Origin of the sequence: Curtobacterium sp. MMLR14_002, from assembly GCF_001864975.1 — a bacterium.
Lineage (GTDB): Bacteria > Actinomycetota > Actinomycetes > Actinomycetales > Microbacteriaceae > Curtobacterium > Curtobacterium flaccumfaciens.
Genome location: NZ_MJGT01000013.1, coordinates 25,918 through 51,256 on the forward strand (window position 1 = coordinate 25,918; position 25,339 = coordinate 51,256).

A 25,339-nucleotide genomic window follows, 5' to 3' on the forward strand; every position below is an offset into this window, starting at 1 on the left:
GCTCCGGGCTCGTGCGGTGTCGTCGTCACTTGAGCCCGGTGCTGGCGACGCTCTCGATGAAGCGGCGTTGCACGAGCAGGAACATGACGGCGAGGGGCAGCACGGCGATCAGGGCGCCGGCCATCATCACGCCCTGCGGGATGATCCCGCCGGGTCCGGTCAGCAGGGTGAGGCCGGACGTGATGGTCCCCATGTCCTGGTCGGTGGTGAACACCAGCGGCCAGAGCAGGTCGTTCCAGTTGTTGACGAAGGTGAAGATGCCGAGGGTGAGCAGGGCGGGGACGGCGTTCGGCAGGACGACGCTCCGGAAGATCCGCCACTCCGAGGCCCCGTCGATCCGCGCCGCGTTGTCCAGGTCGCGGGGGAGCGACACGAAGAACTGCCGCAGGAAGAAGATCCCGAAGGCGTCGGCCGCGCGCGGCGCGATCAGCCCCGCGAACGTGTTCACCCACCCGAGGTCGGACACCAGTTGGTAGATCGGGATGAGCGTCGCCTGGAACGGGATCATCAGGCTGGCGACGATCACGATGAGCAGCACCTTGCTGCCCCGGAAGTCGAGCCGTGCCAGGGCGTAGGCGGCGAGCGCGTCGAACGCCAGCGCGAACACCGTCACACCGCCGGCGAAGGCGAAGCTGTTCAGGATGAGCCGCCCGAACGGCAGCTGCGTGAAGATCGCCCGGAAGTTGTCGAGCGTCCAGGTGTGCGGGAACAGCGTCGGCGGGTAGGCGTTGACCTCGCTCGCCGGTTTGAACGCTGTGAACACGATCACGAGCACGGGGAGCAGCACCGCCAGGGTCACGACGGCCACGGCTGCGAAGCCGAGCCACCGCATCGACGGCTGGCGACGGGCCACCGTGCTGCGTCGGACGACGGTCGCGGGACGGGGGAGCGCGGTCATGATGCGGTGTCCTCTCCGCGCTTCCCGAAGAACAGGAACTGCACGAGGCTGAGCAGCAGGGTCGCGATGAGGAGCACGTACGCCAGGGCGCTCGCGAACCCGAGGTCGAGGTCCTTGAAGCCGGACTGGTAGATCTGCATGACGATCGTCTCGGTCGACCGGTACGGACCACCGCCGGTCAGGACGTAGATCTGGTCGAACGCCTGCAGTGCAGCGATGAGGGCGACGATCACGACGAACGCCATCGTGTTGCTCAGCATCGGGAAGGTGACGTTCGCGAACCGCTGGCGGCCGTTCGCGCCGTCGAGCTGCGCTGCCTCGTACAGACTCGTGGGGATCTCCTGCAGCCCGGCCAGGAAGATCACCATGTAGAAGCCGAAGTTCTTCCACACGGCCACGAGCACCACGGTGGGCATCGCGAGCGTCGGGTCCTGCAGCACGTTGCCGAGCCGGATGCCGACGAGCTGCAGCCAGTGGTTCAGCAGGCCGATCTGCGGGTCGAGCAGGTACGACCACGCGAACGCGGCGACGGCCAGGGACACGATGAACGGCAGGAACAGCGCCGACCGGAAGAACCCGCGGAACGGCAGGGCCGGGTGGTTCAGCACGAGGGCGAGCACCAGGGCGACGACGATCGCGACGGGGGTGAAGAGCACCGAGTAGAGCGCGGTGTTGCCGATGGACCGCAGGACGTCGGGGTCGGTGAAGACCCGGACGTAGTTCGCGAAGCCGATGAACGACGGGTCGCCGAACCCGCTGGCGTCGGTGAACGACAGCCGGAGCGCCGAGAGCATCGGCCAGAGCACGAACGCCCCGAGGATGACGATCGCGGGTGCGAGGAACCCGACGATGGTGGCGCGGCGGCGGAACGTGCCGTTCAGGGGCGATCGTCCGCCGAGCTGGCCCGGTGGTCGGTACCGACGGCGTCGGCCGAGTTGCTGCGTGGTCACGAGGGTCCTCCGAGGGCCGCTGCTGCTACTTCAGGGCCGACTGCACGTCGGCGTCGGCGGTGGCGAGGAGCGATCCGGGGTCCCCGCCCGCCATCGCCTTCTGGGTCGCGGTGTCCACGGCGGTGAGCACGTCAGCGCTGTCGACCACGCCGGGCAGGAGCGGGATCGTGGTGCCCGGCAGCCCGGTGAGCGTCGCGACGGTCGGGTTCTCGTCGACGTCCGCGGCGGTGACGTCGGTGCGGAGCGGCGGCCAGCCGGACCCGAGGGCCCACTTCGTCGCGACGGACTGCTCGTTGAAGTAGCGCAGGAACCGCTCGGCTGCGGCCTGCTTCGCGTCGTCGGTCTGGGCCGTCACACCGAGCGAGATGCCGATGGCCGAGGCCACCTGCGCTTCGGGGCCCGCCGGGATCGCCGCGATGCCGTAGTCGATGTCCGACGCCTCGGCGACGCCGGCCATCCAGGGGCCGCCGATCTCCATGGCGGTCTTGCCGGCCGTGAAGAGCTTGTCCGCGGCGATGCCGTCGACACCGGTCGGCGAGATCTTGTCGTCGCGCACCGCCTTCGCCCAGTACTCGAGCGTCTCGGCGTTCGCGGCGGAGTCGATGGTGGACTTCGTGCCCGCCTCGTTCGTGATCGATCCGCCGTTGCCGGCGAACAGGCTCGGCCAGATGCCGTTGCCGACGGTCTGGTGGTCCGGCAGCACGAGCCCGTACTGCTCGGGGGTGCCGTCGCCGTTCTCGTCCTTCGTGAGCTTCTTCGCGTCGGCGACCCACTCATCCCAGGTGGTCGGGAAGGAGTCGATGCCGGCCGCTGCGAACAGCTTCTTGTTGTAGATCACGGAGAGCGGGACGAACCCGCTCGGCACCCCGTACTCCTTGCCGTCGACCCGCTCCATCGCGACGGCCTGTTCCTTCAGGTCCCCGGTGTTGTTGGCGTCGTCGGCGTAGAAGTCGCTGAGGTCGACCAGCGCCTTCTTCTGCGCGTAGACCGGCAGCCGGTCGGAGGTCATCGCGACGAGGTCCGGGCCCTTCTTCGCGGACAGGGCGGGGAGCATCGTGTCGTCGATCACGGCCCAGGTCTTCGTCTGGGTCGTGATGGTGACCTTGTCCTGCGAGGCGTTGAAGTCCTTGACGATGCCGTCCAGGACCTTGCCGTCGGCCTCGGTGTAGCCGTGCCAGAACGTCAGGTCGACGTGGCCGCCGTCACCCGACGACCCGGGGGAGCCGGCGCACCCGGCGAGGGAGAGCGACGCCGCTGCTGCGAGCGCGACGACCGCGATGTGCTTCTTCATCGAAAACCTGCCATCCGTCCGGCACGTCGGTGTGCGGACCTCGTCCATCCCGGATTTACACCGGTGTAAATGTGGACAGTAGCCGGTGCTCGACCGCCCGGTCAAGGGGTCGGGGAGCACCCGTGGTCACCGGGTCAGGCAGCAACCGAACGCAACGGACCGGACGACGCCCGGACGACGAGGGCGTGCGGGGAGCGCAGCACCCCCGGTGTCGCCGGGGCACCCTCCTCCAGCTGGGCGACGAGCACCCCGACCGCCGTCGCCGCGACCCGGTCCAGGTCGGCCGACACCGTCGTCAGCGCCGGGGTCGAGTACGCCGACTCCTCGATGTCGTCGAACCCGACGACCGCGACGTCGTCCGGCACGGTCCGGCCCGCGAGCTGCAGGGCACTCATCGCCCCGAGCGCGAGCGCGTCGTTGCAGCAGACGATCCCGTCGACCGGCACGCCGGCGTCGAGGAGCTGCCGTGCAGCCGCCGCGCCCTCGGCACGGTGCCACAGCGCGGTCGGCACGACCCGCTCGGGCGCGAACGGCACACCGTGGTCGTCGAGCGCCTCGCGGTAGCCCCGCAGTCGCTCCTGCGCCGTGCGCACGGGTCCCGACGGGTCGGAGCCGATGAACGCGATCGACCGGCGACCGGCGTCGAGCAGGTGGGCGGTCGCGTCCCGCAGCGCGTCGGCGTTCGACATGGCGATGAACGGCACGGGGGCGTCCGGGATCGGCTCACCGAGCACGACGAGGGGGAACTTCACCTCGAGTGCGGCGGCGTCGCTCGGCCGGACGGTCAGGGGGCTGTAGATGATGCCGTCGATCGAGTGCTCGCGCATCCGGGTGATCGCGTCCGCCTCACGCACGCCGCTCGCGGTCTGCTCGATGAGCACCGTGTAGCCCACGGCTCCGGCAGCGCGGATGACGGCGTCGGCGAGTTCGGCGAAGTACGCCTGCCGCAGTTCCGGCACCGCGAGCCCGAGCACCTTGGAGCGTCCGGCGCGGAAGTTCCGGGCCGAGACGTTGAGTTCGTAGCCGAGCTCGTCGACGGCGGCCATCACACGGTCGCGCGTGCGGACGGAGACGTGTTCGTAGCCGGACAGCACGTTCGAGACGGTCTTCTTCGAGACACCCGCCACGGCGGCGACGTCGCTCATCGTGGGCGGAGAGCGGTGCCCCTGCGCCATCGGGCGCCCCCTCTCACGTGCGGACTGCGTTCGGCAGGAACCTACCGCACCAGCGTGGTCCGGACCGGACGGGAGGCCCGTGGCGGGTCCGCCACGGGCCTCCCGTCCGGTCTCGGCCGCGCTCAGGCGCCGGTCTGCTCCCTCGGCGCGGCCACGGGCTTCGACTGGCTCGACCCTCGTTGCCGCAGGGACACGGTGGCGATCACCATCACCGAGATGACCAGGAACTCCGACTGCCAGTTCTGCATCGACTCGAACCAGAACTGGCTCGTGCCGAGGTAGCCCCACGCCGAGACCACGCTGTCGCCGTGCTCGAGCTGCTCCTCGTTGTAGGCCGCAGCGCCTCCGATCACGTGCCCGACGACACTGCCGAGGAACAGCACCGCGAACAGGATCAGCAGGGAGTTCTCGTACAGCACGAGCACGATCCCGCCCCGGCGCACCGGCCACGGGGCCTTCGGGTCGTCGGCGTGCTCCCGGGGGTCCTCGTCCTGCGGGCTCTGTTCGTCCAGGGGCTCGGACTCGCTCGACCCCTTCTGGAACAGGAACACCGTGAACACGATGTACGCGCCCATCTGCAGGAACTCGCTCTCCCAGTTCTCGAAGGTGGCCTCGGCGAAGTCGCCGCTCGTCAGGAAGCCCCAGAGCGACACGGCCGCCTCGCCGTGCTGGAGTGCGTCCGCCGCGGACACTCGCCACCCGGCGAACACCATGCCGACGAAGCACACGACGAAGACGGCGACGTTCGCGAGGAGCAGGCCGTGCCGTCGCACGCGCTGCCACCCACTCGATCCGTTGTGCAGGCCGAGGGTCACCGGGTCCTCCGTTCGTCGTCTCGTGCCCATCGTGGTCCGGACACCACGAACGCCTTCGCAGGAGCACCCGACCGGTCGCGGCGGTTCCGTCAGCGACTCAGAGCGTGATGCCGGTGGCCTCGGCGAGCGCGTCGAGCAGGTCGGTGCGGAACCGCTGGTCGGCCACCGCCGGGTGCGGTTCCTGCCGATCCCCGTGGAACCAGTAACCGCCTGTCACGGTTTGGTCCGGGTCGGTCGCGAGCGTCTCCTGCGTGCGGTGTCCGAGCTCGAAGTCGTCCGGAGCGCCGGCCCCGCCCATCTTGGTCGCCACCCAGCCCGGGTCGACGGCGTTGCTCAGCACGCCCGGGCGTCGGAGCGGCACCTCGGCGGCGAGCGCCGTCACGAACAGCTTCGTGTCGGAGTACGAGTTCGTCTCGGAAGCGCCGGTCCAGTCGACGGTGTCCAGGCGCGGACGGCCACCCCGGTGCATCCCGCTGCTCAGGTACACGTGCCGCCCCGGCGAGCGCAGCAACGCGGTGAACAGGTAGGGCGCAACGACGTTGACGGGCACCAGGGAACGGCCCGAGATCACGCCGGCGTTGTGCACGACGGCGTCGAGCGGGGTGCCGGCGTCGAGCTCGCGAGCGGTGGCGATCACGGCGTCGCGGTCCGCCAGGTCGGCGACGACGAGTTCGGCGCCGCGCTCCACCAGGTCGGCGACCGCCTCGGCGCGGGCCCGGTTGCGCGCGTGGACGACGACGTCGTGCCCGCTGCGGAGCAGCGAGTCGGCGGTTCCCCGCCCGAGGCCGTCGGTGGATCCGGTGACGAGGATGCGTGCCATCCGCCCATCATGCGCCCGACCGCTGCGGCGGGTCCGGCAGATGGACCGGGACCGGGCGGACGGGAGGCACGGTGCGGGCCCGCCACGGGCCTCCCGGCCGTTCACGGGCCGGCCACAGGGCCGCGGTACGGTCGCTGCATGAGCAGCTTCCTCGAGCCCGTCGACGCCGTCGGCGTCGGTGACGCGACGATCGTGCCGGACGCCACGCGACCGGTCGCGGCGGTCGTCACGGGCGACGACGTGCGGTGGGTGACGTGGCCGGACGCCCCGTTGCCGGACGGTGCGGTCGACGAGGTCGGGGTCCTCGCGACCGACGGGGGCGCCTGGGTCGTCTACGGATCGCGCGAGGAGGTGGGCGACGACCTCGACGAGATGTCCCGGACCGCCGTGCACGTCACGCCGACCGGGGTGACGTGCGCGGTCGACCTCGGGGATCGACGGGTGCTCGGGGCGGACGTCGAGGGGCTGTGGATCGGCGACCCGCGTGACGCGTCGATGTGGATGGGTGAGGACGAGGACGAGGGCCTCGAGGATCCGGAGGACGACGACGAGGACTCGGACGACCCGCTCGACGGCGTCGACCCGGAGACCCTGCCGTGGGCGCCGTCGGAGCCGTTCTGGCCGTCGCCGGAGGAGTGGGCGGCGACGCTGGCGGCCGGCGAGGAGCCGGAGGACGACGACCCCGAGCTGCCGGACGACGACGATCACGACGTCCGCCCCCGCTACTTCTGGAGTGCCGGACCCGACGCCGACGACGACGAGGACGACTTCCCTCGTCGGTCGGGACCACCGGCCGATCCCGCGCCACCCCTGCCGACCCCGCCGACCGAGCTCGTGCTCGTCCGGACCGACGGCAGCCGGACGACGATCGCCGTCGACCACCTGGTCGAGGACGTCCGCCGTACCGGCTCGGTCCTCACCATCCGGTACATGCCCACCGGACCCCGGCGCACGCCCGATCCGACGGGCGGATTGACCTACCACTACGACGCTCGGGAGGTCGACCTCGACGTCGCTGTCGGCCTGCCCAGCGTCGTCACCACCGATGACCTGCCGTCCCGTGCCGCGAGCGACGAGGACGAGACGTCGTGGGAGGACGAACAGGAGCGTCTGGAAGCAGCCCGCGCTCCGTGGACGGAGCAGTTCGACCTGACCGACGTCGAGGGCGCGCACTGGCCGCTGCACGACCTGGACGCTGCCGCACGGGAGCGCGCGGTCGCGGACCTCGTGGACGTGTTCGAGGCCCTCGACCAGCCCGGCATCCTGTGGACACGCGACCACCCGGAGCCCCGCCGGTCGGCGAGTGACTACCGGGCGGTCGAGGTCACCGTCGAGGGCGAGTGGCCGGCGACCGAGCTCGTGGTGTCGTTCGAGCACCGCGCCGTGCCGTACCTGCGGCTCCGTCGGCGCTACCGGGTGTTCGACGATGCCGGGCACATGGAGGACTGGACCTACGTCGGCGTGCACCTGGACGAGGACATCGACAGCGGGCACATCGCCGACCGAGCGGACGCGGTGGACGGGGTGCTCGACATCTGACGGGTGCGGTCCTGCATGATCCCACCGCCCCGTGCGGCCCCCTGGTCCTGTACGTTTCCTGTGTAGACATCCCCCTGACCAGAGAGGACGCGGCGCCATGAGTGACGGCACGCCCCAGTACAACCAGCAGAACCCGAACCCCTACGCCGCCGGCGGGCAGCCCTACGGCGCTCCGATGCAGCCGTCGTCCGACCGCTTCAACGTCATGGCGATCGTCGGGTTCGTCCTGGCCTTCGTGGTGAACATCGCCGGCCTCGTGGTGTCGATCATCGCGCTCTCGCAGATCAAGAAGACCGGGGAGCGCGGCCGCGGCCTGGCCCTCGCCGGCATCATCATCAGCGCCCTGTCGCTCGTGTTCGGCATCATCTGGATCATCTTCGTGATCGCTGTCGTCGCGAACGCTCCGGCGGGCAGCCTGGGCAGTTACTGACGCTCACCAGCACCAGACGGGAGGCCCGTGGCAGTTCGCCACGGGCCTCCCGTCTGTCCGGTGTCGGTTCCGACCGTGGCCTCAGCCGATGACGCCGGTGTGCTCCAGCACGATGTTCAGGCCGATCAGGATCAGGACGACGCCACCCGCGATCTCCGCCGGCTTGCCGAAGCGGGCACCGACACGGCGACCGACCAGGACCCCGACGAACGACAGCACCGCGGTGGTGATCCCGATGAGCAGCACCGCGCCGCCGATCGAGACGGGCAGGAACGCCAGGGTGACGCCTACCGCCAGGGCGTCGATGCTGGTCGCGACCGCCAGTACGAGGAGCTCGCGGACCGGCAGCCGATCGGTGTCCTGCTCGGTGTCCTCGTGCTTCGAGAACGCTTCCCACAGCATCTTCCCGCCGATCAGCGCAAGCAGCCCGAACGCGACCCAGTGGTCGAAGGCCGCGATGTACTGCGCGAACGCGGACCCGAGCAGCCAGCCGAGCAACGGCATCACCGCCTGGAACACCCCGAACGTCAGCGCGATCACGATCGCGTGCCGCACGTCGAAGCGCTTCATGTGCAGGCCCTTGCCGAGGGCGACGGCGAAGGCGTCCGCGGAGACGCCGAGCGCGATGAGGAAGAGGGCCCAGAAGGACATGGGGGTGGCGCCTTTCGAGACGGTCGGATGGAGACTCCGACGTCTCAGGACCTGACGATCCTGGCACGGCCCACGGCACGAAAAGGCCTGATCAGCGGGATTCGTCGCCCCGAATCCGCGGGTTGGTGGGCCCGGTCCGCAAACCCGGCCCACGTTCTCGACGTGACCAGGGGACGGACTGGAGGCTCGTGGCGGGCACGGCCACGAGCCTCCAGTCCGGCAGTCAGTGCGTCAGGAACCGGCGGCCGCGTGCGCGGCCACCTGGCTGGCCGTCAGTTCGGTGCCGTAGACGGCGGCGTACCGCATCGACCCGGTGAAGTACGGGTTGTTCGTGGAACCCGGCCACCCGCTGACGACGTCGTAGCCGACGCGGAAGTACCCGGTGAAGTTCTCGGGGCTCTTGAAGGCCGCGTTCGACGCGACGAGCGTGCCGTCGACGTACAGGCGCATGCCGTTGGTGGGCGACATCGTCGCCACCGTGTGGTGCCAGGAGCCGTCGTTCACAGCCGTCGGCGACGTGATGACCTGGGTGGCGCCGTTGTAGGAACCGAACGCGAGCTGGCCGGTCGTGGTCAGGTAGAGCTTCCGGTCGTGCTGGCTCGACGCTCCGGTCTGGCTGCTGCCGAAGCCGATGAGCATGCCGCCGGCGACCGTGGTGCGGAACCAGACCTCCTCGCTGAAGGTCGTGGGGTTGGCGTACGAGCGCGGGGTGGAGACGTAGCTCGTGGAGCCGTTGAGCGCGTAGGCGCTGCCGCTGTCACGCGGGCAGGCGTTCGGGCTCGGCGTGGTCGCGGTCATGGTGCCCTGGTAGGTGCCGTTCGCGCCGCGACCCGACCAGTCGGTGGCCGTCTTCGAACCCGAGGCCTCGGTCAGGCGGTAGGCGAACAGGGCGTTCGCGGTGTCCGCGCCGACGGCACCCGTGCACGTGAAGTACGGGGCGGTCGCGGCCGTGTTCGCACTGTTGGTCACGCGTGCGGTGTAGGCCGAGCGGGTCGGGGCGAACTGGTTCAGCAGGACGACGACGGCCAGGGCGACCACGAGGAGGACGGCGACGACGCGACCGTCGCGCAGGCGACGAAGGATCACGAGGGACGCACCGCCTCGACGCGGCCGACCGCCAGGCACGCCACGAGCGGCACGAGGCACACGGCGAACAGGGCGACCCAACCCAGGGGGTCGAGGTCGATGTTCGACATGAGCTGGTAGTGCCCGTTCTTCGTCAGCTCGTGGATGACGACCTTGCCCATCTCGCCGTCGACCAGGTGGACGCTGTTGCCGCCGTGGGCGTCGACGCGGACCGGGAAGATCCCCGACGAGATCACGGTGGCCTCGACCCCGGTCGGGCTCGAGGTGTTCGTGATCGTCGTCACGTTGACGAACGGCTTGAACACGAATGCCGCGTACGAGACGGTGAGGGCGCTGCCCGCGATCCGCAGGCACGTGCGGGTCACCCGGTCGGTGAACGCGCTGGTCAGGGTCAGGATGATCAGCGTGCCGATGAGCAGGATCGGGGCGGCACGGAGCAGCCAGCCGATGCGCGGGACCAGGAGCGCGGGGGTGCCGATCACGTCGGCCTGGGTGAGCGTCCACGGGTCGGTCGCGCCGTTGACGTCACCGCGGGTGTGGATGCCGCCGTCCGCGTCGATCGAGACGATGCGGTGCGTGTAGACGACGTCCGGGTTGGCGGAGGTCTCGAACGAGACGATGTCGCCGACGCTGAGCGTGGCGACGTCCACCGGCAGGTCGAGCACGAGGGTGCCGACCGGGGCGGCTTCGCCCATCGAGGGGGTCTCGACGACGAACCAGCGGCCGCCGGCGGAGAGGAACAGGACGGCGGCGGTGAGGAGCAGTGCAGCGATCGCGGCGACCGACCAGGCGAGGACCGTCTCGGAGCGGGTGACCTGACGGCCGCGGAGGACGGGGCGGTCGAGCATGCCGCTGAGCGGGATCGCTGCGGTCTGGCTCATGGGCTCTGCTCCGGGGATTCAGGGGAATGGCGACGCTCGACCGGAGGGGGGTCGGCCGAGCGTCGCCGGTCTGGGGGAGGGGTGATGGGGGGGGTCGGATCAGGCCGGATCAGGCTGGATCAGGCTGGATCAGGCCGTGAAGGTCCAGGTCATCGGGACCGAGGCGGCGAGGCCCTGGTAGGTGTTGCCGGCCGAGGAGTCGAGGGTCACCGCGAAGTTGAACGGGACGCTCGCACCGGCGGCCGGGGCCTGCGGCATCGTGAAGGCCGACGCCGCCGCACCCTTGAAGCTGGCGAGGGTGCCGCTGAACACGGTGGTCGAACCGGAGGTGACGACGAGGTTCATCTTGGCGCAGAGATCGGTCGCGGTGCCGTTGGCCGAGCCGTTCGCCGACTGGGTGCACGTGGCGCCCGGGTTCAGCGTGAAGGTGCTGGCGTTCGCGGTGCCGGTGTTCTTGATCGAGATCGCGGTGTTGACCGTGTTGCCCGGGGTCATCGTCGTGCTGCCGCCGAACTTGTTGATCGTCGAGCAGGTCGCCGAATTCGTCGAGACCGAGCCGCCGTCGGTGCTGAGGCAGGTGACGGTCGCGCCGGCGTTCTGCTCCTGCATGATCAGCGTGCCGCTGCCGGCGGTGTTGCTGCTGTTGGTGATGCTCGCGGCGAACCCGGAGAGGGTGCCGGTGAGCGAGAGGGAGAGCAGGACGGCGGCGAAGATACCCGCGAGGAGCGCCACGGGGGCGAAGCGGATCCGCTTCAGTGCGGAGGTGCGGAGCTTGGTGGACACGGGGTACCTCTTCGTTCGGTGGTGGTTGCAGGAAGTTGGGGGAAGCAAGGCATTCGGGCTGTTTTGCTTCAATGGTTAAGATAGTCACTGATTCACCAAGTTGACCACTCGTATACTTACCCCAGTGCGGGGGACGCCCCTTGTCCCCCGGTTCCCGACACGGAAGAAGGCCCTCGTGGCAGCAGCACCGAACGACGACGACGCGGCCGATCTCATGGCCGCGTTCACCGCCGTCGTGCGTGCGAACGCGAGCCTGGTGAGTCAGCTCAGCGCCCGGGCGGGCGTGCATGAGAACGCCCTCCGCGCCCTGGTCCTCATCAGTGACACCGGGTACTCCACGCCGACCGAGGTCGCCGGGTACCTGGGGCTGACCTCGGGCGCGGTGACGAACATGATCGACCGGATGAGCACCGCCGGCCTGCTCGAGCGCGCACCGAACCCGGCCGATCGCCGAGGCTCACTGCTGCGGTTGCTGCCTCCGGGCGATGTCGTCGTGTCGGACTACCAGGAGCGGTACGCAGCGATGCTCCGGGCCGTCGACGGGGCGCACAAGGGCGAACTGCACGAGGTGCTCAACGACCTCGCGACGAGTCTGTACGAACAGGCTGCCGCCGCGTCCTGATCTCGCTCGCGGGGACCGCGCGTCTACCTGGTGAGGATCGCCCGTTCCGCTGTCGAGGTGAGGCCAGCACGGCGTTCCCGATCCGTCCCGCGGGCACGCTCGTCCTCGAGCACGCGCACGACGGTGTCTCGGAGGGGTCCGGTCACTCCGCCGGCGTCCGTGAACGCCACCGCGGAGCGCTGCGCGAACCCGCCCTCCGACACCGGGATCCACAGGGGGAGTGATCGGGGGCCGGCCCAGTAGGCCACGTCGTTTGCAAGCAGGACGTCGTCGCCGACCGTGACCAGCTCGTCGTCGAACCCGGTGACCTCGGCCACGCACCGGAAGAAGTCCTGCATCGGCACCGGAGCGCCCACGGCGTTGACCGTGCCGACGAACCCGTCGCGCCCGGCCCGGACGAGCCAGGCGGCGAGGTCTGCGACGTCGATCACCTGGACGAACCGCTCCGCCGTCGTCGGCACCAGCACCGGCCCACCGCGGTCGAGGCGTGCCGGCCAGTACCCGAACCGGTCACTCGGGTCGCCGGGGCCGACGATCAGCCCCGGACGTGCGATGAGCAGCCGAGACCCGAGCCGGAGCCGCGTCATGCGCTCGGCGAGGACCTTCGCGTCGGCGTACTCGGACGGGTCCTTCGGCTCCACCAGCCGGGCGGACTCGTCGGCGCCCGGTTCGTCGTTGTCCGCGTACACCGAGACCGTGGACACCAGGGTCCAGTGCGCGGCCCGGTCGGCGAGGGCGTCGAGCGCCGGGGCGACGAGTTCGGGGGCGCTGGCGAGCTCGATGACCTCGTCCCAGTTCCCGGTGGCCTGTTTGTACGCGCCGGCCAGGGCTCGATCCGCCTGGACGAAGCGCGCTCCCTCCGGAACGTTGCCGGTCGTGCCGCGGGCGAGGCAGGTGACGTCGGCGCCCTCGGCCAACAGCTCGTCGACGATCGTTCGCCCGAGCCAACCGGTTCCGCCGAGTACCAGGACGCGTCGCACGCGCTGCTTCATCAGACGGGCTGGAGGGGTCGTCGTTCACCGTCGGGGAGCTCGACCCGGATGCGATCGCCCGGCCGGACCGTGCCACCGGTGAGCACGACGCTCATCACCCCGCCCTTGCGCTCGACCGTGCCGTCCTCGGCACGCCCCAACACGGCACGGAGGAGCCCCGGCTCGAAGCCGTTGATCTGCTGGCACGGGTTCCGCAGGCCCGTGACCTGCACGGAGGCGTCGTCGCCGAGGTGCAGCACTGCTCCCTTGGGCAGCCCGAGCAGGTCGATGCCACTGGTCGTGACGTTCTCGCCCATCTGTCCCGGTTCGACGCTGAACCCGGCGTCGGCGACCTCGTCGAACAGCTCGGCGTGCAGCAGGTGGACCTGGCGCAGGTTCGGCTGGGAGGGGTCACGCGCGACCCGGGAACGGTGCTGCACGGTCGTGCCGGCGTGGGCATCACCCTCGATGCCCCACCCAGCAACGAGCGTCACCGCGTCGACCAACGGCTTGCTGAACCGGTGCTCGTCGTCCTTGCTCACCGCGACCACGCGCGGCTGGTCCATGTCGTCCCCGCTCATGGGGCCGATTCTGCCCCATGGTCGCGGTCGCGCGAGTGCAGCGCCGGTCAGCGGCGCTCGCGCACGCCGGTTCAGCGGCGCTTGCGCAGCGCGTTCGTCGCCCACAGCGAGACGGCGATGAGCACGGGCTGGAACAGCAGGCGGACGAAGCGCTTGGTGTCGGTGTCCAGGCCGAACCCGTCGCGGTGGTGCATCCACTGCGCGATGTTGCCGGGGAAGACCGCCAGGAAGAACACCGCGACGACCCACCCGACCGTCACCTGACGCCGAGCCAGGAGCATCAGCGCAGCCCCGAGGGAGATCTCCACCACACCGGAGGCGATCACCGTGACGTCGGTCGGCAGCGGCACGAACTTCGGCACCTGCGCCTGGAACTCCTCGCGGGCCACGGTCAGGTGGCTGATGCCGGCCCAGGTGAGCAGCGCGCCGAAAAGGATGCGGACGATGGTCCGGGGGCGGGTGGAGCGGACTGCGGGGGTGCGGGTTGCCATCGGGGTGGTGCCTTTCACGGTCGTGGTGGGGTTCGGTGGAGTGGGGGGCCGAGGTCAGCGGCTGCTGAGGACGCGGCGTCGGCGTCCGGCCTCGAACGTGATCGCGGCAGCGGCGGAACCGAGCGTGAGGATCCGGGCGACCGGACGGCCGCGGGTCGAGGTGAGCAGCCGCAGCACGCCGGCGAGTGTGAGTGCGGCAGCACCGCCGGTCGTGCTCGTCACCGAGCCGTCTTCGCGGTCGATCACGAGCCGGGTCCCACCGAGGGCCGTCGCCGCGACGGCGGAGCCAGTGCCGTCCAGGTCGCTCCCCGGGGCACGGCGGACCGCTGCGGTGGCGAGTCCGAGCCCGGACAGGACTTCCAGGGTTGGGATGCCGAGTGCGTGTGGGACGCCCGGCTCGAATCCACGTCGCTGCATCTGCTGGGCTCGAGCACGCAGCGGGGTGCGGCGAACCGTGGCGATGCCGTGCCCGGCGAGCAGGCCACCGGTGACGAGGTCGATCCAGTTGGCGAGTTTCACGTTGTGCTCCATTAGGTTGTGCACAACCTAACACGTGGAGGTATCCGCCGGTCAAGATCCCGGGGTCCTACCGGTGCCGCCGCCCGCGGAGGGCGATCACGACGAAGACCACGAGCACCGTGACGACCACGGCCGCTGCGATCACCACGGCAGGCAGCACGTCGACGGACGCGGCCATCGTGTCGTCGCAGTCCGGAGCGGACACTGCACAGGATGCTGACGCTGATGCTTCGACGAGACCCATGAGCGCAGTGAACCCGAGAAGCCGGACGAGGACAAGCGATGACGGTCGAAGGGCCAGTAGGTTCGTCTGGTGCCATCACGAGTGTCCGGGTTCGCCGGCGACCTCCGCCTCCGCCTGACGATCGCTTCCCTCGTCGTGATCGCCGCGCTCTACCAGTGCTTCTGGAACCTAGCCGGCTCGAACATCACCGGTGACGAGAACATCTACCTGCGGAGCGGGTGGCAGTACGTCCACGGCGACTTCACCGCGAACCGCGAACACCCGCCGACGGCCAAGTACCTGTTCGGGCTCGTGCAGCTCCTCACCGGCCAGGGTCCGATCGGCCCGCGGGTCCTCGTCGGCGTGCTCACCTTCGCGGTCGGCGTGGTCCTGTACCTGTGGCTGCGTCGCGAGATCGGGTACTGGGGTGCCCTGCTGGCGGCGTCGCTGTGGTGGCTGACTCCGCGTGGTGGTGCGGGTGCCCGGGTCGACCGGCTCGCCCTGCTCGACCCGGTGATGACGGCCTTCGCCGTGTTCGCGATCGTCGCCGCGTGGTGGTGGATCCGCAGCGAACGGGCCTGGTGGCTCGCTCCCGTGTCCGGCGTGCTCATGGCTGCCTCGGTCACGTCCAAGCTGTCGACCGTCGTGCTGCTCCCGGCGTTCCTGCTGCTCCCGGTCGTGTTCAAGGCATGGCGGAAGGGCCTCGTCGGTGGCGTGCTCTGGGTCGCCGCCTTCACGGTGACGTTCGTCGCCCTGTACGTCCCGATGGGCATCCGTTCCGCGATCCAGTACATGGTCGCGTTCCAGGAGGGGCAGAACACCAACGGGCACCCGATCACGATCGACGGGCAGATCTACACATTCGCACCGTGGTGGGCGAGCTTCCGGTTCTTGCTCGACGGCACCGGCAAGGGGATGCTCGTCGTCCTCGCGATCGGTGTGCTCGCTGCCCTGGTGGTGCGGGCGGACCGCCTGGTCGCGTACGTCGGCGCATCCCTGGTGCTGCTCGTCGGGTTCTACGTCGTCGTCGCCAAGATCGCGCTGCCGACCTACTACACCGCGTGGATGCCGTTCCTGCTGGTCCTCGCCGCCATCGGCTTCGCGCGACTCGCCACCGTCCCCCCGAGGGCCCTGACCGTCCCGGTCGTGCTGGTCCTCGTCGCGACGCTCGTCGTCCCGTCGTTCCGGGTGAGCCAGGCCGTCGCGCGGGCGCACCCGACCGGGATCGCTCTGTTGCCCGGGTACCTCGAAGACCACGATGTGCCCGACGGTCGGATCCTGTTCGTGTCGGCGACTCCCACGCTCTTCCAGCCGTACGTCGGCGACCACGGCACCAACCGACTCGACCGCGGCCCCTACGTCGCCATCGTCGTCGGACGCGACCAGCGGCTCCCCGCACCGGAGGCCGTGACCAACCTGCTGCAGGACGACGCCTCGTCCTTCACCACGGGCAGGCTCGACGGCCTGCGCGTGTGGGTGCCGAAGGACGGCCGCATCCGCGAGGACAACGGGGCCCTCACGATCGCCCGCTAGTCGATGCGACGTTGGCGAGGCGTCGCGCGCCCACGCTGTCGACGGACTCACTCCTCGTCGCCAACTCGGCTCACGAGTCTCGGCGACGCCGCCCGTGTCTCTCGATCTGACCGAACATCTTGTCGCGGTTTCGACGGTTCCACGGCGGTCTCGGGAGCCGATCCCTCACCGAGAGAGCTGCAGGACCGCGGCGCCCACCACCATCGCCAATACTGCGAGCCCGACGATGGTCAGGCGTTGCTTGCGGCTCGGCGCGGGGCGGGTTCGCGCGCGCTTGACGACCGTGGGTACACACGCCAGCGGGAGCCGTCCGGTAGCCGATCAGCTACCGGTGCGCGTCGAGGACCAGCTGCACCGCTTGCCTGGCCGCGTCCGGCACCAGCGGTATCTGCGCGAGCGAACTCACTTCCACCCACCTCGGCTCGTACTGGTTCAGTTCTGATGCTCGTTCGATCTCTGGGCCACCCAGCACCAACGGACCAGGACGCACTTGCGCCACGAAGTAAGCCGCGGGAACGGCTATCCACTGGTACGTCGAGCAGGTCGCCGATGCTCGCATCAAGGCCCATCTCCTCACGCAGCTCGCGCTGACACGCTTCGCGGAGGCTCTCGCCTTCCTCGACCCCGCCACCAGGGAGCACACAGTAGTGACGATCGTTCTTCAACCGATCGATGACGAGCAGGCTCTCGTCTCGGACGACGACGGCCGCTGACCTGATGCGCATCCGGCTAGCTCACCACAAAACGCCTGGCCGAGTGTCACCGTCCGGCATCAAGGTGCCTCGATTGACGATCCCCTACCGGTCGTTGCGACGCGCCAGAGTCAGAGAAGGGCGCCGGGCCGGTTGGCCACGACTCTAGATGCGATGTGGAGATCGTTCATCGAGCCAGCGGGCATCGGTAGGCGGAACGTGTTGACCTCCGTGCGTTCTCCGGTGTCGATGTGGAACGCATGGAAGGTGATGGTGCGCTGGTGCCTCGTGTAGAGCAAGACGTGATCGTCGTCGAGCCACCCGACGCATGGGGCGTCAGCCCGTTGGTAGTCGTCAGAATCGATCGGGATGGGCGTCGTATCTCGCCGCTCGAGGTCGAATACCTCCACGCGGTACTCGAACGACCGGCCGATGGAGATGGTCCGTCCGAGGAGCTTCTGACCGTTCGGGCTCCACACTCCGGACCCCTCGGTGACGAACCCGTACCGCTGATGGATGAGCCCGGCTGTCCGGTCGAACACTTGGATCGCACCCACCGGATGACCCCACCAGTCGCAGTTGATCACGAGTCGGTGTCCGTCGGGTGAGAACTGCAACGCGTCACCCCCGAAATTGCTCCCCAGCGTGAATCGCGACGGAAGTTCAATCCACCCGTCCTCCAGCGTGGTCAACGGAAGCTGTGACCACATCTGGTCCCCTGCGTCGTTGCGAAGCCGGTAGATCGATTGGGTTGGGTGGTGGTTCACCCAGTCGACCCACTCGACGCGGCACTCGTCGGCGGGGCTGCTGTAGAAGATCCGCGCGTTGCTCGGCCACGCTGGTTCCTTGGTCTCGACCCCAGACAGTAGGTCCAACGAAAATCGTCGATCTGGGAGTGTCGGGGATCCGCCGTAGCCGTACCGTAACGTCGTGCCGTCGGCCGAGAGTTGAAGGTCGCGGGGGTTCTCTCGGAACGGCGCGGTGAGCTTAATGAGGCCTCGTCCCGGTTCCCATACCCACACCGCTTCCGGGCTGCTGACGAAGAACGACACGGACTCACGAGCAACCTTCGGCTGCGGCATCTCACTCCTGACGCTCACGGACGGTAACCAGACTGCCCTCGTTGAGCTTGGCAGCAAGCACGTTTCCCATCCGACGACCACACCGATATGTGTCTCAATAGCCGATCGGCTACCGGGCAGTGGCAACCAGGACCAAGACTTGGGACGAGTCGGTCAACGCACCGCACCGCCAGTCGCCGTACACCGCCTCGGCTCGGAAGCCTGCGTGCTCGAGCTGATGCTCGAGCTCGACTCGCGAAAGAACAGGTCCTCTGGGTATGAGAGCTGTTCGCCTGTGTCGGTGAGGGTGTTGTGAGCGACCAGGCGGACGACTCCGGGCGAGATCTCCCGAGCTTCCGACCACTCTTCCAAAGAACCGCTCGTGGTCTCGCGGATGGTGTGCTCCGGCGCGGACCAAGCGCGCCACGCTTCGGCGGCGGGATTCCGACTCTCGAACGCGAGGGTCCCGCCGGGGCGGAGTGCACGGTGAAGATCGGCGAGCGTCCGCTGCCAGTCCCCATCGGGTATGTGCTGCGCGACGTTGCCGGTCATCACGGCGTAGTCGGCGCCGACGTTCGGGAGGTCGCGACTATCCCCCAGTACCCACGTCACGCCGTCAGCGCCGGGCCGGCGCTTGGCGTAGTCGAGCATCGTCGTTGAGGGATCGACCCCGACTGCAGACATCCCGGCGTCGGCCATGCTCACGGTGAGTGAGCCGGTTCCGCACCCAAGGTCGATTACGGATCGCGCGGCCATCGACATGCCGAGCGTTCGGTAGAAGTCACTGTCGGCACCGTCAGGGTTGTCTTCGTCGTACAACGCGACGAGACGAGCATCGAGATCCACCATCGGACGAGGCTAAACCAGTCCCGATAGCCGATCCGCTGCCGGACAGTGGCGAGGGCAGGAACCTGATCACCTCCATCCGTCGGGAGGAGCAACCGTAGAGGTGATGGTCTACCCGGCGTCGTTTTCGGTCGACTCGTCTGCACTGTCGATGACACCAGGCGTTGACCCGCCGGGCTCGACCGCATGGCTGGCCTCCCGCGCTTCGGCTTCCTTAGGGCGCTCGCGACGACTGATCTCGCGGGGATTCCGTCCACGGACGGACGCGATGATCTTCCTGGTGAGCATGCCGGCTGCCAGGCATCCGGCTCCTATGAGTCCGGTGATGAGGGGGGCCCAGTTTTGGCTCAAGACGCGCTTCCTCCTGCCTCGACCTCAACGATAACAATGGTGCCCGGTAGCCGATCGGCCACCGGCTCCTACCTCAGGCGCTTTCGCCTGATCCAAGTGCCGAGCCCTTGCGCGAACACGACGACCCCACACACGACGAGAACACCGACCAGCACCGGCGTCGGAATCATGTTCAGAGGCCCTTGATTCACGCGATCTTCCGGAACCGCAACCATCGGTCCGACGACGACGCCCATGATGACGAAAACCGCCCCGAGCCCCATCTCTGCGACTGGATGAGGCGAGTTGAAGAACTTAGCCATCCGATGCGTTCCTATCCTCGAACTTCGCGCCCGTGCGAGCGCACGACTGATCGAACCATGGAGTCCCGGTAGCCGGTCGTCCACCGGCACACCGCTGGCGGCGACAACCACGACAACTTCCCCGTGTCTTGTCTGACCTGGGGATTCCCGCATGACTGTCCCGCGAAAATGCCCGGTGAAGGGGCGCTAAACGCAACACCGTTCACGCGCCCGCGGAAGGGCGCGGCACTTCCAGTCGGGTGACGCCAGCGCGGAGGCCAGATCGCTGCGCGTCCCGCTCGAGCACGACCCCGCAGAACCCCATGTCCACGCGACAACAACCTAGCGCGCACGGCACGCTGCTCCTGACGACCCCTGACTGAGGCAGCACCGAGGAACGCGCTCCGGCGACAAGTTGTGCGCGAAGGAGACAAGTTGTGTGCGCGGCGACACACGCGCCTACTGCGGCATGTCGACGAACCGCGAAAACATCCCGTGGAACGCCACGGTGATGGTGTCCGTCGGTCCGTTACGGTGCTTCGCCACGATCAGGTCCGCCTCACCCTGACGCGGGTTGTCCTTCTCGTACGCCGACTCGCGGTGCAGCAGGATGACCATGTCGGCGTCCTGCTCGATGGAGCCGGACTCACGGAGGTCGGAGATCGCCGGCTTCTTGTCGGCACGCTGCTCCGGGCCACGGTTCAGCTGCGACAGGGCGATGACGGGGACCTGGAGCTCCTTGGCCATCAGCTTCAGGGCACGCGAGAACTCGGAGACCTCTTGCTGGCGGCTCTCGACCTTCTTGCCCGAGGTCATCAGCTGCAGGTAGTCGATGACCACGAGCTTCAGGTTGTGCTGCTGCTTGAGTCGACGGCACTTGGCGCGGATCTCGACGAGCGTCATGTTGGGGGAGTCGTCGATGAAGAACGGGGCGTCGTTGATGCGACCGCGGGTCTGCGCGATGGTGGTCCAGTCGCGGGAGTCCACGGTGCCCTTGCGCATGTTCTGCAGCGGCACGCTGGTCTCGGCGGAGAGCAGACGCATCGCGATCTCGGCACGACCCATCTCGAGCGAGAAGAACGCGGCGGTCTGGTCGTGCTTGATCGCGGCGGCGCGGCACAGGTCGAGCGCCAGCGTCGACTTACCGAGGGCGGGTCGGGCGGCGACGATGATGAGCTGTCCGGGGTGGAAGCCGTTCGTCAGGCCGTCGAGCTGCGCGAACCCGGTCGGCACCCCGGTCATCTGGCCGTCGCGGCCCTTGGCGGCCTCGATCTCGTCGAGCGCGGCCGAGATGGCGTCGGTCAGCGGGACGTAGTCCTCGGTTTGCACACCACCGGCGACGTTGTAGACCTCGGCCTGCGCGCTGTTGACGAGGTCGGTGACCTCACCCTCGGACGCGTACCCCATCTGGACGATGCGGGTGCCGGCGTCCACCAGGCGGCGGAGCACCGCCTTCTCGGCGACGATGCCGGCGTAGTAGCCGGCGTTCGCGGCGGTCGGCACCATGCTCGTGACGCTGTGCAGGTACTCGGCGCCGCCGGCGCGGGACAGCAGCCCGGTCTTGGTCAGCTCGTCGGTGACGGCGATGACGTCGGTGGGCTCACCGTGCGAGTAGAGCGACAGGATCGCGTCGAAGATGACCTCGTGCTTGGGGACGTAGAAGTCCACGCCACGGGCGGTCTCGATGACGTCGGCGACGGCGTCCTTCGACAGGAGCATGCCACCGATGGTCGACTGCTCCGCGAGCATGTCGTGCGGCGGGGTGCGTTCCATACCGCGCTCCGCGTAGTCCTGCGGTGCGGGCTCAAGATGTGCGATCGACACACGCTCTCCTCTGTTGACGACACGGACCTGGACCGGCGGGACAGCACCCACCGGCCGGAACCCGCACCCCTGTTTCTACCCCCGGCAACCGACATCCCCGAGTCGCTGGGCCAACGTACGGCCCCAGAGTTATCCCCAACAAACGGCCCTGTGGATAACTCTGTGGAGAGCCTGCGGAACACGCCGGAGCGCTGTGTGGAGAACGGTGGACGGGCCTGTGGAAAAAGACCCGTACGAACACACTTTCGACCATTTGACCTGGGGTTTTCTGTTGCACACGGTGTGTGGAAAAGTGGGGTTCAAGTACCCCTTGAAGGTTCCGATTTGACACGTTTCCACTGTGTAAAACGACTTGACAAGGACCCCTCCTGTGGGAAGAGTTCTCGGCCTGTTCCCAGCCAGCGCGACCCCGTCTGAACCGTAACCAGCCAGCCCGAGTCGAGCCGCGCCTCCAGGCCCGTGACCATGTCGGCGACAGCCGTGGGACAAGCCGCGCGACCGCCCCCGGAACGCAACGACGGGCGGGCCTCCCGGAGGAGACCCGCCCGTCGTGGAGCGGAACGTCAGTGCTACTTGGCAGCGACGACCTTGAGCGAGATCACGGCAGTGATGTCCTCGCGCAGGCGCACGGTGGCCTCGTGGTCACCGACGGTCTTGATGGTCGCGGGGACCTCGACCTTGCGCTTGTCGAGCGAGCCGACGCCCTGCGCCTGGACGGCGTCAGCGACGTCGCCCGGACGGACGGAGCCGAACAGACGACCGTCCTTGCCGGCCTTGACCGACAGGGTGATGGTCGCGTTCTCGAGCTTCATCTTGAGGTCCTGTGCCTCTTCGATGGTGGCGAGCTCGCGCGCGGTACGCGCGGCACGGATCGACTCGACCTGCTTCTCGCCGCCCTTGGACCACGCGACAGCGAAGCCCTGGGGGATGAGGTAGTTGCGGGCGTAGCCGTTCTTGACGTCGACGACGTCGCCAGCGGAACCGAGGCCGGAGACCTCGTGGGTGAGGATGAGCTTCGACATGTGTCGACCTCCGATCAGCGGCCGGAGCCGGCGTAGGGGAGGAGCGCCATCTCACGGGCGTTCTTCACGGCACGGGCGATGAGGCGCTGCTCCTGGACGGAGACGCCGGTGATGCGACGGGCGCGGATCTTTCCACGCTCCGAGATGAACTTGCGAAGGGTCGCAACGTCCTTGTAGTCGATGACGCCGACCTTGATCGACTTCGCGGGAGCAGCGTTCTTGCCGCCCTTGCCGCGAGGCTTCCGGCGGTCGCCGGTGCTCTTTCCAGCCATAGTGATTTGTCCTTAGAAGAAAAGTTGTGTGTCCGTCGGAACGCTGAGGATCAGAACGGGGTCTCGTCGTCGAAGTTGCCGCCGGGGGTGCTCCACACGTCGTTCGACTGTGCGTTGCCGCCACCCTGCTGGCCGCCCTGGGGAGACCAGGGCGCGTCCGACTGACCGCCACCGTTGTTGTTCCAGTTGCCGCCGCCGTTGCCCGCGGGGGCGCTGCCGCCGCCGCTGACCTGGCCACGACCGCCGCCACTGCCACCCGCTGCGCGGGTGATCTGTGCGGTCGCGTAGCGGAGCGACGGGCCGATCTCGTCGACCTCGAGCTCGATGCTCGTGCGCTGCTGGCCCTCACGGTCCTGGTAGGAACGCTGACGCAGACGACCCTGCGCGATGACGCGCGAGCCCTTCGTCAGCGACCCCGCCACGTGCTCGGCGAACTCGCGCCACACACTCGCGCGGAGGAACAGCGCATCGCCGTCCTTCCACTCGTTCGCCTGACGGTCGAACGTGCGAGGGGTCGACGCGATGGTGAAGTTCGCCACGGCGAGCCCGTTCTGCGTGTAGCGCAGCTCGGGGTCCGCGGTGAGGTTGCCCACCACCGTGATGACGGTTTCGCCGGCCACGGGTTACTCGGCGCTCGCGGTCGCGGTTGCGGAGGCGTTGGCGGCCTTGCGGGCCGCGCGAGCCTCGTCACGCTGCTTCTGGGCGGCGACCTGCGCGATGCCCTCTTCAGCGCGGAGGACCTTCGTGCGGAGCACGGCCTCGGAGAGACCGAGCTGACGGTCGAGCTCCTTGGCGGCCTCGGGCGACGACGTGAAGTCGACGACGGCGTAGATGCCCTCGGACTTCTTCGCGATCTCGTAAGCGAGCCGGCGACGGCCCCAGACGTCCACGTTGTCGACGGTGCCACCCGCGTTGCGGATCACGGCCAGGAACTTGTCCAGGCTGGGAGCGACGGTGCGCTCATCGATCTCGGGGTCGAGGATCGCCATCAGTTCGTACTGGTGCATGCGGAACCCACCTCCTCTGGTCTCAGCGGCCCCGGGCGGTTCCCGGGGCAGGAGGGTTGATGCATGTGCCCCAGACCACGCAGGTGCGCGAGGGGCAACCTGGGTAGCCTACCGGACTGCCTGGAGGCGCGCCACCGGCCTGTGGAGAGCGGTCCCGCCCGACAGACGGTCGCGTCTCAGGCGTCGGGTCGCCTCGGGCGCTGGTGTCGCCTCAGGCGTCGGCGTCGCCTCGGGTGCTCCACCACTCGCGCAGGCGCTCCTCGGCCGTCTCCGGTCCGAGGGGTCCTTCGTCCATCCGGGCCTCGAGCAGGAACCGGTAGGCCTCGCCCACGGCACGCCCCGGCGGGATGTCGAGGATCCGCATGATGTCGTCACCGGTCAGGTCCGGACGGATCGACTCGAGCTCCTCCTGCTTGGACAGCACCTTGATGCGGTCCTCGAGGTCGTCGTAGGCGAACGCCAGCCGGTCGGCCTTGCGGCGGTTGCGGGTGGTGACGTCCGAACGGGTGAGCTCGTGCAGCCGTTCGAGCTGCGGTCCGGCGTCGCGGACGTAGCGGCGGACGGCGGAGTCGGTCCAGGCGCCCTCGGTGTACCCGAAGAAACGCAGGTGCAGCTCGATCAGGCGGGACACCGCGGCGATGGTGTCGTTGTCGAAGCGGAGCGCGCGGAGTCGCTTCTTCGCCATCTTCGAACCGACCAGGTCGTGGTGGTGGAAGCTCACGGCGCCGCCGGGCTCGAGCTTGCGCGTCGCGGGCTTGCCGATGTCGTGCAGCAGCGCCGCGAGCCGGAGCACGGTGTCCGGGGGATCGCCGGCGTGCCGCTCGGCCTCGTACCCGATGGCCTGCTCGAGCACGGTGAGCGAGTGCTCGTAGACGTCCTTGTGGTGGTGGTGCTCATCGACCTCGAGCCGCATCTCGGGCAGCTCGGGCAGGAACCGCTCGGCGAGCCCGGTGTCGACGAGCAGCCGGAGGCCGGGGACCGGGTCGTCCGTGTTGAGCAGCTTGACGAGTTCGTCGCGTACCCGTTCGGCGGACACGATGTCGATCGATGCGACGAGGTCCTGCATCGCGGCCCGCACGTCGTCGTCGACGGTGAAGCCCAGTTGGGACGTGAACCGTGCGGCGCGCATCATCCGCAGGGGGTCGTCGCGGAACGAGACGACCGCGGTCTGGGGCGTCCGGAGCCGTGCGGCGAGCAGGTCCTCGACGCCGCCGTGCACGTCGACGAGCTCGCGGTCCGGCAGCCGCAGGGCCATCGCGTTGACGGTGAAGTCGCGACGGAGCAGGTCGTCCTCGATGGTGTCGCCGAACGCGACCTCGGGCTTGCGGGTCTCGCCGTCGTAGATGTCGCTGCGGTACGTGGTGATCTCGACCTGCTCACCGGCGACCCGTGCGGCGATGGTGCCGAACTGGCGACCGACGTCCCAGGTGGCACTCGCGATGGGTTCGACGATCCGCAGGATCTCGTCCGGCCGGGCGTCGGTGGTGAAGTCCAGATCGGTCACCGGACGGCCGAGGAACGCGTCACGGACGGGGCCGCCGACGAGGGCGAGTTCGTGTCCGGCGTCGGCGAAGGCCCGAGCGAGGAGGTCGACGGGCTCGGTGGTGGCGAGTGCGTCGAGTCGTTCGACGGCCTGGGCAACGGACTGCATGACGGTGCTCATCCTCCCAGATCGAGGCCCCGAGTTCTCCACAAGCCGCGCGCGCACGGGACCTGTTCATGGT

29 protein-coding genes are annotated in these 25,339 nt (G+C 68.9%); 4 read left to right on the plus strand and 25 right to left on the minus strand.

The window, feature by feature from the left end; genetic code table 11:
• Positions 1-25: 25 nt before the first annotated feature.
• From BIU91_RS02615 to BIU91_RS02640, 6 genes are all read right to left on the minus strand, one after another.
• Entirely contained in the window at positions 26-898 is an 873-nt protein-coding gene (locus tag BIU91_RS02615) for a carbohydrate ABC transporter permease (RefSeq protein ID WP_071404106.1), read from the minus strand.
• Complete coding sequence (locus BIU91_RS02620; protein ID WP_035809298.1) at positions 895-1,848, minus strand: sugar ABC transporter permease; 954 nt, start codon at positions 1,846-1,848, stop codon at positions 895-897. The genes BIU91_RS02615 and BIU91_RS02620 overlap by 4 nt, the downstream gene beginning before the upstream one ends.
• 25 nt (positions 1,849-1,873) lie before the next feature.
• Positions 1,874-3,139: an ABC transporter substrate-binding protein gene (locus tag BIU91_RS02625; RefSeq protein ID WP_071404107.1), complete on the minus strand. Its 1,266-nt coding sequence runs from the start codon at positions 3,137-3,139 to the stop codon at positions 1,874-1,876.
• Between the two features lie 134 nt (positions 3,140-3,273).
• On the minus strand, positions 3,274-4,284 hold the full coding sequence (locus tag BIU91_RS02630) for a LacI family DNA-binding transcriptional regulator (RefSeq protein ID WP_071404108.1): 1,011 nt from the start codon (positions 4,282-4,284) through the stop codon (positions 3,274-3,276).
• A gap of 152 nt (positions 4,285-4,436) precedes the next feature.
• Positions 4,437-5,129, minus strand: a complete 693-nt coding sequence (locus BIU91_RS02635) for a DUF6766 family protein (protein ID WP_253183666.1) — start codon at positions 5,127-5,129, stop codon at positions 4,437-4,439.
• Positions 5,130-5,226: 97 nt separating this feature from the next.
• Entirely contained in the window at positions 5,227-5,949 is a 723-nt protein-coding gene (locus BIU91_RS02640) for an SDR family NAD(P)-dependent oxidoreductase (protein WP_071404109.1), read from the minus strand.
• Between the two features lie 138 nt (positions 5,950-6,087).
• Here BIU91_RS02640 and BIU91_RS02645 point away from each other — a divergent pair, with 138 nt between their 5' ends.
• Together BIU91_RS02645 and BIU91_RS02650 are read left to right on the plus strand one after the other, a co-directional pair.
• Positions 6,088-7,488 carry a hypothetical protein gene (locus tag BIU91_RS02645; protein WP_071404110.1) on the plus strand — a complete coding sequence of 467 codons (1,401 nt, stop codon included), beginning with the start codon at positions 6,088-6,090 and terminating at the stop codon, positions 7,486-7,488.
• A 97-nt stretch (positions 7,489-7,585) separates the two neighbouring features.
• Entirely contained in the window at positions 7,586-7,918 is a 333-nt protein-coding gene (locus tag BIU91_RS02650) for a DUF4190 domain-containing protein (protein ID WP_071404111.1), read from the plus strand.
• Positions 7,919-7,999: 81 nt separating this feature from the next.
• Here the strand turns inward: BIU91_RS02650 and BIU91_RS02655 are convergent, their stop codons facing one another.
• From BIU91_RS02655 to BIU91_RS02670, 4 genes are all read right to left on the minus strand, one after another.
• Positions 8,000-8,569, minus strand: a complete 570-nt coding sequence (locus tag BIU91_RS02655; RefSeq protein WP_027466883.1) for a manganese efflux pump MntP family protein — start codon at positions 8,567-8,569, stop codon at positions 8,000-8,002.
• Between the two features lie 231 nt (positions 8,570-8,800).
• Positions 8,801-9,655 carry a LamG domain-containing protein gene (locus BIU91_RS02660; protein WP_071404112.1) on the minus strand — a complete coding sequence of 285 codons (855 nt, stop codon included), beginning with the start codon at positions 9,653-9,655 and terminating at the stop codon, positions 8,801-8,803.
• Positions 9,652-10,536 (minus strand): S26 family signal peptidase, encoded by an 885-nt coding sequence (locus BIU91_RS02665; protein ID WP_071404113.1) that lies wholly within the window; start codon positions 10,534-10,536, stop codon positions 9,652-9,654. Before BIU91_RS02665 ends, BIU91_RS02660 begins: the two co-directional genes overlap by 4 nt.
• 129 nt (positions 10,537-10,665) lie before the next feature.
• On the minus strand, positions 10,666-11,319 hold the full coding sequence (locus BIU91_RS02670) for a hypothetical protein (protein WP_027466885.1): 654 nt from the start codon (positions 11,317-11,319) through the stop codon (positions 10,666-10,668).
• A 175-nt stretch (positions 11,320-11,494) separates the two neighbouring features.
• Between BIU91_RS02670 and BIU91_RS19425 the strand changes: the two genes are divergently transcribed.
• The gene (locus BIU91_RS19425) at positions 11,495-11,941 is read left to right on the plus strand and encodes a MarR family winged helix-turn-helix transcriptional regulator (protein WP_071404114.1); all 447 of its coding nucleotides are present in this window, start codon (positions 11,495-11,497) and stop codon (positions 11,939-11,941) included.
• A 23-nt stretch (positions 11,942-11,964) separates the two neighbouring features.
• Here BIU91_RS19425 and BIU91_RS02680 read toward each other — a convergent pair whose 3' ends face one another.
• The 5 genes from BIU91_RS02680 to BIU91_RS18735 all read right to left on the minus strand — a co-directional run bounded on the left by BIU91_RS02680 (position 11,965) and on the right by BIU91_RS18735 (position 14,708).
• Positions 11,965-12,921, minus strand: a complete 957-nt coding sequence (locus tag BIU91_RS02680; protein WP_253183667.1) for an NAD-dependent epimerase/dehydratase family protein — start codon at positions 12,919-12,921, stop codon at positions 11,965-11,967.
• Positions 12,922-12,932: 11 nt separating this feature from the next.
• Complete coding sequence (locus BIU91_RS02685) at positions 12,933-13,493, minus strand: MOSC domain-containing protein (protein WP_139196609.1); 561 nt, start codon at positions 13,491-13,493, stop codon at positions 12,933-12,935.
• Between the two features lie 71 nt (positions 13,494-13,564).
• Positions 13,565-13,984 (minus strand): MauE/DoxX family redox-associated membrane protein, encoded by a 420-nt coding sequence (locus BIU91_RS02690; protein WP_071404117.1) that lies wholly within the window; start codon positions 13,982-13,984, stop codon positions 13,565-13,567.
• Between the two features lie 54 nt (positions 13,985-14,038).
• Positions 14,039-14,503 carry a hypothetical protein gene (locus BIU91_RS02695; protein WP_139196608.1) on the minus strand — a complete coding sequence of 155 codons (465 nt, stop codon included), beginning with the start codon at positions 14,501-14,503 and terminating at the stop codon, positions 14,039-14,041.
• A gap of 67 nt (positions 14,504-14,570) precedes the next feature.
• On the minus strand, positions 14,571-14,708 hold the full coding sequence (locus BIU91_RS18735; RefSeq protein ID WP_171907757.1) for a hypothetical protein: 138 nt from the start codon (positions 14,706-14,708) through the stop codon (positions 14,571-14,573).
• A 108-nt stretch (positions 14,709-14,816) separates the two neighbouring features.
• Here BIU91_RS18735 and BIU91_RS02700 point away from each other — a divergent pair, with 108 nt between their 5' ends.
• Positions 14,817-16,259 (plus strand): glycosyltransferase family 39 protein, encoded by a 1,443-nt coding sequence (locus BIU91_RS02700; RefSeq protein ID WP_084740464.1) that lies wholly within the window; start codon positions 14,817-14,819, stop codon positions 16,257-16,259.
• 230 nt (positions 16,260-16,489) lie between these two features.
• Here the strand turns inward: BIU91_RS02700 and BIU91_RS19485 are convergent, their stop codons facing one another.
• From BIU91_RS19485 to BIU91_RS02745, 10 genes are all read right to left on the minus strand, one after another.
• Positions 16,490-16,984 (minus strand): NUDIX domain-containing protein, encoded by a 495-nt coding sequence (locus BIU91_RS19485; RefSeq protein ID WP_084740466.1) that lies wholly within the window; start codon positions 16,982-16,984, stop codon positions 16,490-16,492.
• A gap of 98 nt (positions 16,985-17,082) precedes the next feature.
• The gene (locus tag BIU91_RS02705) at positions 17,083-18,003 is read right to left on the minus strand and encodes a hypothetical protein (RefSeq protein WP_139196851.1); all 921 of its coding nucleotides are present in this window, start codon (positions 18,001-18,003) and stop codon (positions 17,083-17,085) included.
• 183 nt (positions 18,004-18,186) lie between these two features.
• Positions 18,187-18,861 (minus strand): class I SAM-dependent methyltransferase, encoded by a 675-nt coding sequence (locus BIU91_RS02710; RefSeq protein ID WP_253183668.1) that lies wholly within the window; start codon positions 18,859-18,861, stop codon positions 18,187-18,189.
• Positions 18,862-19,277: 416 nt separating this feature from the next.
• Positions 19,278-19,511: a hypothetical protein gene (locus tag BIU91_RS02715; protein WP_071404121.1), complete on the minus strand. Its 234-nt coding sequence runs from the start codon at positions 19,509-19,511 to the stop codon at positions 19,278-19,280.
• 438 nt (positions 19,512-19,949) lie between these two features.
• Entirely contained in the window at positions 19,950-21,263 is a 1,314-nt protein-coding gene (gene dnaB / locus BIU91_RS02720) for a replicative DNA helicase (protein WP_017887836.1), read from the minus strand.
• A gap of 620 nt (positions 21,264-21,883) precedes the next feature.
• Positions 21,884-22,336 carry a 50S ribosomal protein L9 gene (gene rplI, locus BIU91_RS02725; protein WP_027466901.1) on the minus strand — a complete coding sequence of 151 codons (453 nt, stop codon included), beginning with the start codon at positions 22,334-22,336 and terminating at the stop codon, positions 21,884-21,886.
• A gap of 14 nt (positions 22,337-22,350) precedes the next feature.
• Positions 22,351-22,608 carry a 30S ribosomal protein S18 gene (rpsR, locus tag BIU91_RS02730; RefSeq protein WP_017887834.1) on the minus strand — a complete coding sequence of 86 codons (258 nt, stop codon included), beginning with the start codon at positions 22,606-22,608 and terminating at the stop codon, positions 22,351-22,353.
• A gap of 50 nt (positions 22,609-22,658) precedes the next feature.
• Positions 22,659-23,228: a single-stranded DNA-binding protein gene (locus BIU91_RS02735; RefSeq protein WP_071404122.1), complete on the minus strand. Its 570-nt coding sequence runs from the start codon at positions 23,226-23,228 to the stop codon at positions 22,659-22,661.
• Between the two features lie 3 nt (positions 23,229-23,231).
• Entirely contained in the window at positions 23,232-23,615 is a 384-nt protein-coding gene (gene rpsF / locus BIU91_RS02740; protein ID WP_027466903.1) for a 30S ribosomal protein S6, read from the minus strand.
• A gap of 211 nt (positions 23,616-23,826) precedes the next feature.
• Positions 23,827-25,266: a CCA tRNA nucleotidyltransferase gene (locus BIU91_RS02745; RefSeq protein WP_071404153.1), complete on the minus strand. Its 1,440-nt coding sequence runs from the start codon at positions 25,264-25,266 to the stop codon at positions 23,827-23,829.
• Positions 25,267-25,339 lie beyond the last annotated feature (73 nt).

Excerpts from the sequence above, each read along its gene's own strand:
- BIU91_RS02615 (WP_071404106.1), bottom strand. The coding sequence starts at position 898 with ATGACCGCGCTCCCCCGTCCCGCGACCGTCGTCCGACGCAGCACGGTG.
- BIU91_RS02625 (WP_071404107.1), bottom strand. The coding sequence starts at position 3,139 with ATGAAGAAGCACATCGCGGTCGTCGCGCTCGCAGCAGCGGCGTCGCTC.
- BIU91_RS02630 (WP_071404108.1), bottom strand. The coding sequence starts at position 4,284 with ATGAGCGACGTCGCCGCCGTGGCGGGTGTCTCGAAGAAGACCGTCTCG.
- BIU91_RS02640 (WP_071404109.1), bottom strand. The coding sequence starts at position 5,949 with ATGGCACGCATCCTCGTCACCGGATCCACCGACGGCCTCGGGCGGGGA.
- BIU91_RS02645 (WP_071404110.1), top strand. The coding sequence starts at position 6,088 with ATGAGCAGCTTCCTCGAGCCCGTCGACGCCGTCGGCGTCGGTGACGCG.
- BIU91_RS02650 (WP_071404111.1), top strand. The coding sequence starts at position 7,586 with ATGAGTGACGGCACGCCCCAGTACAACCAGCAGAACCCGAACCCCTAC.
- BIU91_RS02655 (WP_027466883.1), bottom strand. The coding sequence starts at position 8,569 with ATGTCCTTCTGGGCCCTCTTCCTCATCGCGCTCGGCGTCTCCGCGGAC.
- BIU91_RS02665 (WP_071404113.1), bottom strand. The coding sequence starts at position 10,536 with ATGAGCCAGACCGCAGCGATCCCGCTCAGCGGCATGCTCGACCGCCCC.
- BIU91_RS02685 (WP_139196609.1), bottom strand. The coding sequence starts at position 13,493 with ATGAGCGGGGACGACATGGACCAGCCGCGCGTGGTCGCGGTGAGCAAG.
- BIU91_RS02690 (WP_071404117.1), bottom strand. The coding sequence starts at position 13,984 with ATGGCAACCCGCACCCCCGCAGTCCGCTCCACCCGCCCCCGGACCATC.
- BIU91_RS19485 (WP_084740466.1), bottom strand. The coding sequence starts at position 16,984 with ATGCGCATCAGGTCAGCGGCCGTCGTCGTCCGAGACGAGAGCCTGCTC.
- BIU91_RS02710 (WP_253183668.1), bottom strand. The coding sequence starts at position 18,861 with ATGGTGGATCTCGATGCTCGTCTCGTCGCGTTGTACGACGAAGACAAC.
- BIU91_RS02715 (WP_071404121.1), bottom strand. The coding sequence starts at position 19,511 with ATGGCTAAGTTCTTCAACTCGCCTCATCCAGTCGCAGAGATGGGGCTC.
- dnaB (WP_017887836.1), bottom strand. The coding sequence starts at position 21,263 with ATGGAACGCACCCCGCCGCACGACATGCTCGCGGAGCAGTCGACCATC.
- rplI (WP_027466901.1), bottom strand. The coding sequence starts at position 22,336 with ATGTCGAAGCTCATCCTCACCCACGAGGTCTCCGGCCTCGGTTCCGCT.
- rpsR (WP_017887834.1), bottom strand. The coding sequence starts at position 22,608 with ATGGCTGGAAAGAGCACCGGCGACCGCCGGAAGCCTCGCGGCAAGGGC.
- rpsF (WP_027466903.1), bottom strand. The coding sequence starts at position 23,615 with ATGCACCAGTACGAACTGATGGCGATCCTCGACCCCGAGATCGATGAG.
- BIU91_RS02745 (WP_071404153.1), bottom strand. The coding sequence starts at position 25,266 with ATGCAGTCCGTTGCCCAGGCCGTCGAACGACTCGACGCACTCGCCACC.